This window comes from Telluria aromaticivorans (assembly GCF_013003915.1).
Classification (GTDB): domain Bacteria; phylum Pseudomonadota; class Gammaproteobacteria; order Burkholderiales; family Burkholderiaceae_D; genus Telluria; species Telluria aromaticivorans.
This window is the reverse complement of the sequence record NZ_JABAIV010000015.1, coordinates 1-11,617: the sequence shown is the minus strand read 5'-3', so window position 1 is coordinate 11,617 and position 11,617 is coordinate 1. Positions and strand designations below refer to the sequence as shown.

Here is an 11,617-nt window from a genome sequence, read left to right as displayed (position 1 = left end):
ATCACGTTCGTCAGCTACCCCAAATCGGCTCATCCTTAGTTCCGTTCCCTTTAGGCGTCCCCGGCGCCGCACCAGCACCCGCATCGTCCTGCCCACCGGCCGCACCGCTGCCTTCCTGCCCACTTCCCCCACCCCCGGTCTCCGGTTTCCCGGCACTCCCACGGCTGGTCTGCGGCGCACCTGCGGGCCCGACATTGCTTTCGGGCGAGGCTGGCGGAAAGTTGGTATGACGGATGTCGCCGCCCCCTGCGCCCGGCGGAGGAGACAGCGGATCGGCGCGATTGCGTTCGCCCTGGGGCGCGCTGCCCGCTTGATCGTCGTTTTCGTTGGCCATCGTAAGCTCCTGCATGAGTGACAATGCAGCCTATCCTAATCCTTCCTCGTGCCGCCGCAATAGGATCACCGAGCGCGGCGGCGTAGGAGGCTGCGCACGCGGCGCGTCCAATAAAAAAGCGCCCCCGAGGGAGCGCTTCTTGATGAGGCAGTATCCGCTTACTGGATCTTGGCCTTCTTCACCAGGCTTTCGCGGTACTGGGCCAGCTGACGCTGTTGCAGTTGTTCCGCGACCTGCTGCTTGACTTCGTCCAGTGCCGGCACCTTGGCGTTACGGGTGTCTTCCAGCTTGATCACGTGGAAGCCGTACTGGGTCTTGACCGGGGTCTCGGTGATGGCGCCTTTTTGCAGGGCGACCATGGCTTTCGAGAACTCAGGCACGTAGTTGGCCGGGCTTGCCCAGTCCAGGTCGCCGCCATTGGCAGCCGAGCCGTCTTTCGACTGCTTGGCCAGCTCTTCGAACTTGGCGCCGCCCTTGAGCTTGGTGATGATCGCCTTGGCTTCGTCTTCGGTGGTCACCAGGATGTGGCGTGCGCGGTATTCCTTGTCGCCGACCTGGGACTTGTACTTGTCGTACTCGGCCTTGATCTCGGCATCCTTGATCGGGTTCTTCTTGACGTAGTCGGCGAGCATCGCATTGATGATGATGCTCTGGCGTGCGTTGTCGATCGCTGCCTTCACGTCGGCACGGCCGCCGACGCCTTGCTTGTCGGCTTCCTGGATCAGGACTTCACGGCCGATCAGGTCTTTCTTGATCGCGTCGCGCAGTTGCGGCGAATCGGTGGCGCGACCCTGGGCGACGACTTGCTTGACCATCTGGTCAACCTTGGCCGCCGGGATGGGTTTGCCATTGACGGTCGCAACGTTTTGCGCGAACGCAGGCGCGGCAACCAGTGCGATCATGGCTAACAACAGGCGGGCTGGCTTCAAAATCATTGTTGAGGTCCTATCTAAACACGAAAAAGTTCGCCGCAGGCGGCAAAAACCGGTGCTGACTCAGCACCGGCGGTAACACATATTACTGCACCTTTGCCTTTTTGACCATTTGCTCTTTGTACTCTTCGAGCTTCTTCTGGGCCAGGGCGTCGGCGACCTGCGGCTTGACTTCTTCCAGGGTCGGCAGCTTGGCCGCACGGGTGTCGTCGAGCTTGATGACGTGGAAGCCATTCGCGGTCTTGACCGGGTTCTCGCTGACGCCGCCTTTTTGCAGGCCGGTGAAGCCGGCTGCGAATTCTGGCGGGAAGGAGGCAGGGGCAGCCCAGTCCAGGTCGCCGCCATTGTTGGCGGTGCCGGTGTCTTTCGAACCCTTGGCGAGCTCTTCGAATTTGGCGCCGCCCTTGATCTTGGCGATCACGGCCTTGGCTTCGGCTTCGGTCTCGAGCAGGATGTGGCGGACATGGTATTCCTTGTCGCCGGTCTGCTTGGTGAAGCGGTCGTATTCGGCCTTGATCTCGGCATCGGTCACCGGGTTCTTGGTGATGTAGTCGCGGGCCAGCTGGTTGACGACGATCGCCTGGCGCGCACTGTCCAGCGCTGCCTTGACTTCAGGCTTCTTGTCGTAGCCTTGCTTGACCGCTTCCTGCATCAGGACTTCGCGCGAGACCAGGTCGCGCTTGATTACTTCGCGCAGCTGCGGCGAATCCTGGCCCTGGCCGGCGGCGACGACCTGCTTGACCACGGCGTCGACGCGCGACGACGGGATCGGCTTGCCGTTGACCACGGCGAGGTTCTGCGCAAAGGCAGGCGCCGCGACAACGGCGATCAGGGCTAACAGCAGGCGTGCTGGCTTCAAAGTCATTTCTGGAATTCCTGTGGGGAGAGTTGCTTGGACGAGATTGCTCAGTTCTTTTACTTCGTGTTGTAGTGCCGTCTTCTACTTCGCCTTCATTGCGTACCACGAAAGATTGTCGGCGACTTTACTTAAAGCTGACTGAAGGCGGCCGCGAACGGCCAATCTTCAAGCGGCTTCGGAAGGCAGGATGGCCGTGATGGCCAGCGCATGGATTTCCGCCTTGTTAATCATTTCGTGAACGGCATCATACACAAGACGATGGCGCATGACCAGCGTGAGGCCGGTGAACTTGTCGGAGGCGATTTTGACGCTGTAATGGCTGCCGCCGGAGGCCGCGCCGGCATGCCCGGCGTGCAGGTGCGAGTCGTCGGTGATCTCGAGCAGGGTCGGGGCGAGCTCGGCCTGAAGGCGCTCGCGCAGGCGTTCGGTACGGGTCGAATCAGTCATGCATCCTCCTGAATGTGTTTAGACAGCATTAACGATTGAATGACGATGAAGGCGAACAGGATGCCGGTAATGCCGAACAGCTTGAAGCTGACCCAGGCGCCGGTGTCGCCCTGGAAGACAACGAAAGCCATCAGCAAGTTCAGCAGGCCCAGCACGGTAAAGAAGGCCACCCAGGCATACAGCACGCGGTTCCACACGGCTTCCGGCAAGTTCATCGCGCCCCCGAGCGCCGAGCGCATCAGGTTCTTGCGGTAGACCAGGTGGGCGAACATCAGGGCGGCGCCGAAGGCCCAGTACAAAATCGTCGGCTTCCATTTGATGAAGGTGTCGTCGTGGAAGTAGATGGTGGCGCCGCCCGCGATCACCACCACGCCCAGCGACAGCCACAGCATGCCATCGACCTTGCGCCGGCGCGCCAGCAAATACACGATCTGCAGCACCGTCGCCAGGATGGTGACGAAGGTGGCCAGCAGGATCGGCGACTGCGAGGCCGGCACGGCCCCGCCCGAGATGAGGAAGCCGAGGTAATCGGTGACCAGGCCATGGGCCCAGTCCTGGTTGCTTTCGCCATACTTGTAGATCCCGAAGAACAGGATCACCGGCAGCATGTCGAACAAAAACTTAATCATTTAAAACATCCTCAGGCAGGTTCGAAACGCAGCGAAGCGGAGTTGATGCAATAGCGCAGGCCGGTCGGCGGCGGGCCGTCCGGGAACACGTGGCCGAGATGGGCGTCGCAGACGGCGCAAATGATCTCGGTGCGCAGCATGCCGTGGGTGCGGTCGGTCTTTTCGATCACGTTGTCCGGGTCGAGCGCGCGGAAATAGCTGGGCCAGCCGCAACCGGAATCGAACTTGGCGTCGGATTCGAACAGCGGCGTATTGCAGCAGACACAGGTATAGATGCCGTGCTCGTGGTGGTCCCAGAACTTGCCGGTGAAGGCGCGCTCGGTGGCGGCATGGCGGGTCACCTGGTATTCCATCGGGTCGAGCTGGGCGCGCCACTCGGCGTCGCTCTTGGTCACTTTATCGTTCATGTCGGTCTCGTTCTGGTCGGGCTTGTTGAAATCAGGATGAGCAGCTTACTTCAAGATGGGCCGCCCAGTCAGGGGGCATGGCCGCATAGGCCTCGTTCTCGGGCTGGTCGTCGAACGGCCGCTCCAGCACGCCCAATAATTTGTGCACGCCGCTGTAGTCGCCATTTTGCGCCTGTTCGATCGCCGTCTGCGCGAGGTAGTTGCGCAGCACGTATTTCGGATTGGCGCGGTGCATGGCGGCGCGGCGCCGTTCGTCGCTACTGTTTTCCAGGCGCAGGCGAGCACGGTATTGCAAGGCCCAGGCATCGAAGGCTGCGCGGTCGAGGAACAAATCGCGCAGCGGGGCGTCCTGGCCCAGGTCGCCATCGAGTTTGAGTTCGCCCAGGCGGCGGAAGAACAGCGTGAAGTCGGCATGATTCGCCTGCAGCAGCTTGAACATGTCGTCGAACAGTGCTTCGTCGCCCTCGCGCACGTCCAGCAGGCCGAGCTTGGCATGCAGCAGTTCGTCCAGTTTGGCCCCAAAAGCCGGGCGGTAGGCGTCGAGCGCTTCCTCGGCTTCTTCCGGCGTGCCGATCAGGGGGAGCAAGGCATTGCCCAGTGCGTAGCAGTTCCAGTGGCCGACCGGCACCTGGTTGGCATAGGAATAGCGGCCGCCCTGGTCGGTATGGTTGCAGATATGGTTGGCATCAAACGCTTCCATGAATCCGAAGGGGCCGTAGTCCAGGGTCAGGCCCAGGATCGACATATTGTCGGTGTTCATGACGCCGTGCATGAAACCGACTGCCTGCCATCCGGCGATCATGCGTGCCGTACGGCGGGTTACCTCGGCCAGCAGCTCTTTATAGGGGTTGGCGGCACCGGCAAATTCCGGGTACCAGTTCTTGATCACGTAATCGGCCAGGATACGCAATTCGTCTTGCCTGCCGCGGTGGTACCAGTGCTCGAAGGAACCGAAACGCACAAACGTCGGCGCCATGCGGGTCACGACAGCGGCGGTCTCGACGCTTTCACGCATGATCGGCTGGTGCGAGCCGGTCACCATCAGGGCGCGCGTGGTCGGGATGCCAAGGGCCGCCATCGCTTCCGAGCACAGGAACTCGCGCAGCGAGGAGCGCAGCACGGCGCGCCCATCGCCCATGCGCGAATAGGGCGTCAGCCCGGCGCCCTTGAGCTGGATCTCCATCTGGCCGCCTTCGCCAGGAAGGTCGCCGAGCGTGATCGCACGGCCATCGCCGAGCTGTCCGGCCCAGACGCCGAACTGGTGGCCCGAATACACCGCGGACAAGGGCTGCGAACGTACCGCCACCTTGTTGCCGGTGAAAACGTCAACGAAATCCTGGCCGGCCAGGTCCTGCGGCTCGAGCCCGACCAGCGCCGCTGCGGGCGCGCTGGCGGCGATGAAGGTCGGCGCCGGCAAGGGCGTCGGCATCAACCGGGTATGGAACGCCGGGGGCAACTCGGCAAACGAGTTGTTGAAGGGAAGTTCGTCAGCAGTGATGGCAGTTCCAGTACAAATATTCAGTTGTAGGGCAGGGTAAGGGCAATATTGGCAGGATTCTACCGTACCGAAGCAATTCTATCGGCGCACGACTGCCGGCGGCCAACGCATTTACATCCGGTAACCGCTGTGCATAGCTTGTGCGGCGCATCACCGAATTGCGTTGACGCACTAGAACCCTGTAGATGAAACTCGGGGTATGTTGCCAATTTTGCCAATCCGTCCATGGGAAACCGCATGACCGACCACTCGACCAGCCCCGCAGTAAGTTCCGCAGTGAGCCCCGTAATGAGCCCACTGATGGGCCAGATGATGGACCAGCCGCTGCTGGTCTCGAGCATCATCGAATTCGCCGCCCGCCACTATGGCAGCAGCGAGATCGTGTCGCGCCGCGTAGAAGGCGACCTGCATCGCTACACCTACCGCGATTGCGAAGCGCGCGCGCGGCGCATGGCCCAGGCCCTGCAAGGCCTGGGCGTAGCCATGGGCGACCGGGTGGCGACCCTGGCCTGGAACGGCTACCGCCACATGGAGCTCTACTACGCGGTGTCCGGATCGGGCGCGGTGCTGCACACCCTCAATCCGCGCCTGCACCCGGAACAGATCGCCTACATCGTCAACCACGCCGAAGCCCAGTACTTGTTCTTCGACATGACGTTCCTGCCGGCGATCGAACAGATGGCGCGCCACTGCAAGACCATCAAGGGCTATGTCGCGATGTGCGACCGCGCCCACATGCCGCAGGAGACGACCATCCCGACCCTGCTCTGCTACGAAGACCTGATTGCGACCTCGTCCGGCGACTACGCCTGGCCGCAGTTCGACGAGCGCTCGGCAGCCAGCCTGTGCTACACCTCGGGCACGACCGGCAATCCGAAAGGCGCGCTGTATTCGCACCGTTCCACGGTGCTGCATGCCTACGCCTCCGCGATGCCGAACGCGCTGAACGTCTCGGCGGCCGATACCGTGCTGCCGGTGGTGCCGATGTTCCATGTGAATGCCTGGGGCCTGCCTTACTCGGTGCCGCTGTCGGGGGCGAAAATGGTGTTCCCGGGGCCTGCGCTGGACGGCAAATCGCTGTACGACCTGTTCGAGGGCGAGGGCGTGACCTTCTCGGCCGGCGTGCCGACCGTGTGGCTGGGCTTGGTCAATTACGTACTGCAGAACGGGCTGCGCTTCTCGACTTTCCGCCGCACCGTGATCGGCGGCTCGGCCTGCCCGCCGGCGATGATGGATACCCTGATCGACCAGCTCGGCGTCGAAGTGGTGCATGCCTGGGGCATGACCGAGATGTCGCCGCTCGGCACCGCCTGCACCTTGCTGGGCAAGCACAAGGCTATGCCGCCGGAGGCCCAGCGCGCCGTGCTGCGCAAGCAGGGCCATGCCATCTACGGCGTGGACATGAAGATCGTCGACGACGACGGTGCCGAACTGCCCTGGGACGGTGCGACCTACGGCCACCTGCTGGTCAAGGGGCCCTGGGTGGTGTCGGGCTATTTCCGCGGCGAGGGTGGCGACGTGCTGCAGGACGGCTGGTTCCCGACCGGCGACGTGGCGACCATCGACCCCGATGGCTACCTCTCGATCACGGACCGCAGCAAGGACGTCATCAAGTCGGGCGGCGAATGGATCGGCACCATCGACCTGGAGAACATCGCCATGGCCCACCCGGCGGTGCTGCAGGCGGCCTGCATCGGCATACAGCACCCGAAATGGGCCGAGCGGCCGCTGCTGGTGGTGGTCAAGCGCCCTGGCATGGAGGTGAGCCGCGAAGAACTGCTGGCCTTCTTCGATGGAAAGGTGGCAAAGTGGTGGATTCCGGACGATGTCGTCTTCACCGAGTCGCTGCCGATGGGCGGCACCGGCAAGATTCAGAAGAACAAGCTGCGCGACGCCTACCACGAGCACCGTTTGCCAACCGCCTGACCACACCTTGAGCACTTCATGAAAAAACTGCTTCCCCTGTTGCTCGCCGCCCTGTTCGTGCCGGGGGCGCTCCATGCAAACGAGCTGTCCAAGGCCGTCGCGAAAGATTACGACGCCCACCTGGCGCCGCTGCTCGACTACTTCCACCGCAATCCCGAGCTCTCATTCCTGGAAGTGAAAACCGCGGCGCGCATGGCGAAAGAATTGCGCGCGGCAGGCTTTACGGTGACCGAGGGCGTCGGCGGCACCGGGGTGGTGGCGATCCTGAAGAACGGCCCCGGCCCGCTGGTGATGATGCGCGCCGACATGGACGGCTTGCCGATGCAGGAAAAATCCGGCCTGGCGAATGCCTCGACCGCGACCCAGAAGGACATGGAAGGCAATATGACGCCCGTGGCGCATGCCTGCGGCCACGACATCCACATGGCCAGCCTGGTCGGCACGGCGCGCCGCATGGCGGCCGAGCGCGGCAAGTGGTCGGGCAGCCTGATGCTGGTTGGGCAGCCGGCCGAGGAGCGCATCGGCGGCGCGCTGGCGATGATGAAGGATGGCCTGTACAAGCGCTTCGGCCAGCCGGACTTCGCGCTCGGCTTCCACGTGAAGGCCGACATGGCGACCGGCAAGGTGCATGCGTCCGAAGTGTCGCCTTACTCGGGCGCCGACACCGTCGAGATCCTGATCAAGGGCGTCGGCGCCCACGGCGCCCAGCCGCACCGGGGCAAGGATCCGATCGTGCTGGGTGCGATGATCGTCATGGGCCTGCAAACCATCGTCAGCCGCGAGCTGGGCCCGCGCGAGCCGGGCCTGATCACGGTCGGCTCCTTCCATGGCGGCAGCAAGGCCAACATCATCGGCGACAACGCCAGGCTGCAGCTGACGGTGCGCAGCGAGAGCGCGAAGACGCGCGACCTGCTGCTGGGCGGGATCAAACGCATGGCCGAGCACACGGCGCGCGCCGCCGGCATGGCGGACAACGAACTGCCCGAAGTCAAGCTGGTGGATACGCCGGCGCCTCCGGTGCTCAACAATGTCGAGCTGGTGCGGCGCCTGCGCACAGCCTGGACCGGCAAGCTGGGGGCGGATGCATTCGGTGCGGAAGAATTCCGCGAAGGGATGGGCTCGGAGGACTTCCCGATGTTCGTGACCGACCCGTATATCCCGAGCGTGTATTTCACGGTTGGCGGGACGGCGCCGGAGACCATCGCTGCCGCCAAGGCCGGCAAGCTGCGGCTGCCGAGCCATCACAGCCCGCTGTTCAAGGTCGAGCACGGGCCGGCGGTGAGGATGGGGGTGGAGTCGACGGTAGTGGCCCTGCAGGATTTGATGGGCAAGCGGTAAATATTCGCAGTATCGCTCGACCCCTGGTCGTCGATCACCCCGACGAGGTTCGCCTCTTATCCAGTTCGATGATGGCTTCCAAGGCTGGGCAGGACTGAACCGATGGGGGCCGGCGATGCGGTCAAGGCTGCGACCAGGTCGCGCCCCGCAGCAGGTGCCGGAAAGTCGGCTCGATATTCATCGCATGCAGGCGCCGCACGATGTCTTCCAGCGTCGCGTCCTTGAGCAGCAGGCCGTCCGGAGATGCGCGCGGCGGTTCAGGTGCCTGCACCTGCGCCGGGGCGTCACCCTGCTTCATCGACACCAGCGCATCGAAGAACTGGGCCTTGCCGATGCTGTCCAGTCCCTCCAGGAAGGCAAGCTGCGCGTTCACCGGCGGCGTCATCTCGAGCCCGGCTTCCTCGGCGAACGACGCACCCATGCCCGGGTGGATGAAGGCAGCCCATTTGCCCGATGCCGCGTTGAGGCAGGGCGGCAGCGCGACCTCGACCGCTACCTGCAGGTCCAGTTCGGGGAAGTGGGCGTCGCGCAGCATGGCCACGAAGCGGCGCGCATCGCCCAGCGGCACCGGCTCATCGAGCGACAGCCACAGCTGGTAGCCGCTGCCGCCATCGATGCTGACGGCGGGCGGCGGGAAGCCATAGGCTTCCTGCAGGCGGTTGGCGACCTCGCACAAATTGGTCCAGTGCCGGTCGGCGTGGCCGCGCAGCTTGGGGAAGTCGATGACGATGGCGCGCGTCAGGTCGTCGGGCGAGGCCAGCGGGATGCGCAAGGCCTGCAGACCATGGAAATGCCGGGCGAGCGCCTCCGGCGATGCCAGTTGCGGCATGAGGTAGAGGCGGTTCAATAGCGCGATCAGTTTTTCCATCGGGGCGGTCCGGTTGCTTCGTAAGGGCGCTATTCTGGCACAGCATGCAGCAGGCAGAAAATAATACGAACGTTCTTTTAGTTGAGGTATAGTTGAACGGATAAGCAGGACCACCAACCAGGAGATGGAAGAGACATGAGTGCCGACTACACCGTCCAGGGCAGCGTTGCCGTCATTACTTTGAATAACCCGCCGGTCAACGGCCTCGGGCTGGAAACGCGCACTGCCGCAGTCAACGCAGTGCAGCAGGCCGAACGCGATGCCGCCATCAAGGCGATCGTGATCACCGGCGCCGGCAAGGCGTTCTCTGGCGGCGCCGACATCCGCGAATTCAATTCCCCCAAAGCGCTGACCGAACCGACCCTGCACACGCTGATCCGCGTGGTCGAAGACTGCAGCAAGCCGGTGGTCGCCGCGATCCACAGCGTCGCCATGGGCGGTGGGCTGGAACTGGCGCTGGGCTGCCATTTCCGCGTCGCGCTGCCGGGCGCCCAGATCGCGCTGCCGGAAGTCAAGCTCGGCCTGCTGCCGGGCGCCGGCGGTACCCAGCGCATGCCGCGCCTGGTTGGCCTGGAAATGGCACTGAACATGGTGGTCTCGGGCGCGCCGGTCCTGTCGGAAAAGCTGGCGGGTACAAAGCTGTTCGACCAGGTGTTCCCGGCTGGGACCGACCTGCTGGCCGCGGCGGTCGAATTCGCCGGCAAGGTGGCCGACCTGCGTCCGCTGCCGAAGGTGCGCGACCGCGAGGTCGATTACCCGAACCACGAAGGTTTTATTGCGGCTTCGCGCGAGTCGGTCAAGGCGCTGGCCGGACCGTTCCCGGCGCCACTCGAATGCGTCGAGACCGTCGCCGCGTCGATCACCATGCCTTTCGAAGACGGCCTGAAGTTCGAGCGCGAGCGTTTCCTGCACCTGATGGCCACGCCCGAATCGAAAGCCCAGCGCCATGCCTTCATGGCCGAACGCGCCGCGAGCAAGGTGCCGGACATGCCGTCGGACACCCCGGTGCGCAGCATCGCGGGTGCCGCCGTGGTCGGCGCCGGTACCATGGGCGGGGGCATCGCCATGAACTTCGCGAATGCCGGCATCCCGGTCACGCTGCTGGAGACCAGGCAGGAAGCGCTCGACAAGGGCCTGGCCACGATCCGCAAGAACTACGAGAACACCGTCAGGAAGGGCAAGCTGACCCAGGAAAAAGCCGAGCAGCGCATCGCCCTGGTCAAGGGCACCCTGGACTATGCCGACATCGCCCAAGCCGACATCGTGATCGAAGCCGTGTTCGAAGACATGGGCGTAAAAGAAGCCGTGTTCAAGCAGCTCGACGCCGTGATGAAGCCGGGGGCAATTCTCGCCTCGAATACCTCGACGCTCGACCTGGACCGCATCGCCGCCTTCACCAACCGTCCGCAAGACGTGATCGGCCTGCATTTCTTCAGCCCGGCCAATGTCATGAAGCTGCTGGAAATCGTGCGCGGCAAGCAGACCGGCAAGGACGTGCTGGCGACCGCGCTTGCGCTCTCGAAGAAGATCAAGAAGCTGGGTGTGGTATCGGGCGTCTGCGACGGATTCATCGGCAACCGCATGCTGGAACAATACCTGCGCCAGGCTTACTTTTTGCTGGACGAAGGCGCGCTGCCGGAACAGGTGGATGCCGCCATCGAGAAATTCGGCTTTGCGATGGGACCGTTCCGCATGAGCGACCTGGCCGGCAACGACGTCGGCTGGTATATCCGCAAGCGCCGCGCGGTTGAGTCGCCGCACATCGCCTACTCGAAGAGCGCCGACCTGCTGTGCGAGGGGGGCCGCTTCGGCCAGAAGACCGGCGCCGGCTGGTACGACTACAAGGCGGGCGACCGCAAGGCTTATCCGTCGGCGCTGGTGAACGACATGATCGTCCGGCATTCGCATGACCTGGGCCTGAAGCGCCGCGCGATTCCTGATTCCGAGATCGTCGAACGGCTGGTGTATGCGCTGGTGAACGAGGGCGCGAAGATCCTCGAGGAAGGCATCGCCATGCGCGCTTCCGACATCGACATGGTCTACCTGAGCGGCTACGGCTTCCCGCTGCACCGGGGTGGCCCGATGTTCTACGCCGAGTCGGTCGGGCTGCCGAAGCTGCTGGAAGCGGTGCGCAAGTACGCGGGTGGGCGCCATGGCGAAGCGTGGAAGCCGGCGGCGCTGCTCGAACGGCGCGCGGCGGAGGGCAAGGGTTTTAACGGCTGATCCAGGTACGCGCCGGATGAGCTGCAGCCTTCCCGTAGGGTGTGTAACAGCAAAGTAGAAATGTCCGCTTTTAGCAAAGTTAAAATGTCCGTTTTCCAAAAGTCACACTCGCTTTTGAGCGGATGCTTTCTTCGCTGCCGTGGTGCCCTGCGTGAT

General features: G+C 63.6%; 10 protein-coding genes. 3 read left to right on the top strand and 7 right to left on the bottom strand.

From position 1 onward, the window contains the following. Positions 1–492: 492 nt before the first annotated feature. From HGB41_RS22705 to HGB41_RS22680, 6 genes are all read right to left on the bottom strand, one after another. On the bottom strand, positions 493–1,269 hold the full coding sequence (locus HGB41_RS22705; RefSeq protein ID WP_171088584.1) for a peptidylprolyl isomerase: 777 nt from the start codon (positions 1,267–1,269) through the stop codon (positions 493–495). Positions 1,270–1,351: 82 nt separating this feature from the next. Next, entirely contained in the window at positions 1,352–2,131 is a 780-nt protein-coding gene (locus tag HGB41_RS22700) for a peptidylprolyl isomerase (protein WP_171088583.1), read from the bottom strand. 159 nt (positions 2,132–2,290) lie between these two features. Further along, complete coding sequence (locus HGB41_RS22695; protein ID WP_171088582.1) at positions 2,291–2,572, bottom strand: BolA family protein; 282 nt, start codon at positions 2,570–2,572, stop codon at positions 2,291–2,293. Then, on the bottom strand, positions 2,569–3,198 hold the full coding sequence (locus HGB41_RS22690) for a septation protein A (protein ID WP_171088600.1): 630 nt from the start codon (positions 3,196–3,198) through the stop codon (positions 2,569–2,571). The genes HGB41_RS22695 and HGB41_RS22690 overlap by 4 nt, the downstream gene beginning before the upstream one ends. Positions 3,199–3,212: 14 nt before the next feature. Continuing rightward, entirely contained in the window at positions 3,213–3,608 is a 396-nt protein-coding gene (gene msrB, locus HGB41_RS22685; protein ID WP_171088581.1) for a peptide-methionine (R)-S-oxide reductase MsrB, read from the bottom strand. 31 nt (positions 3,609–3,639) lie between these two features. Further along, positions 3,640–5,130: a protein adenylyltransferase SelO gene (locus HGB41_RS22680; RefSeq protein ID WP_171088599.1), complete on the bottom strand. Its 1,491-nt coding sequence runs from the start codon at positions 5,128–5,130 to the stop codon at positions 3,640–3,642. 264 nt (positions 5,131–5,394) lie between these two features. Between HGB41_RS22680 and HGB41_RS22675 the strand changes: the two genes are divergently transcribed. Then, complete coding sequence (locus tag HGB41_RS22675; RefSeq protein WP_308788950.1) at positions 5,395–7,032, top strand: 3-(methylthio)propionyl-CoA ligase; 1,638 nt, start codon at positions 5,395–5,397, stop codon at positions 7,030–7,032. An 18-nt stretch (positions 7,033–7,050) separates the two neighbouring features. Next, on the top strand, positions 7,051–8,370 hold the full coding sequence (locus HGB41_RS22670) for an amidohydrolase (protein ID WP_171088580.1): 1,320 nt from the start codon (positions 7,051–7,053) through the stop codon (positions 8,368–8,370). Between the two features lie 121 nt (positions 8,371–8,491). Here HGB41_RS22670 and HGB41_RS22665 read toward each other — a convergent pair whose 3' ends face one another. Beyond that, positions 8,492–9,238, bottom strand: coding sequence for a hypothetical protein (locus HGB41_RS22665; RefSeq protein ID WP_171088579.1), 747 nt, complete (start codon positions 9,236–9,238; stop codon positions 8,492–8,494). A 135-nt stretch (positions 9,239–9,373) separates the two neighbouring features. On the opposite strand from HGB41_RS22665, the gene HGB41_RS22660 reads away from it, so the two are divergent. Further along, on the top strand, positions 9,374–11,461 hold the full coding sequence (locus tag HGB41_RS22660; RefSeq protein ID WP_171088578.1) for a 3-hydroxyacyl-CoA dehydrogenase NAD-binding domain-containing protein: 2,088 nt from the start codon (positions 9,374–9,376) through the stop codon (positions 11,459–11,461). Positions 11,462–11,617 lie beyond the last annotated feature (156 nt).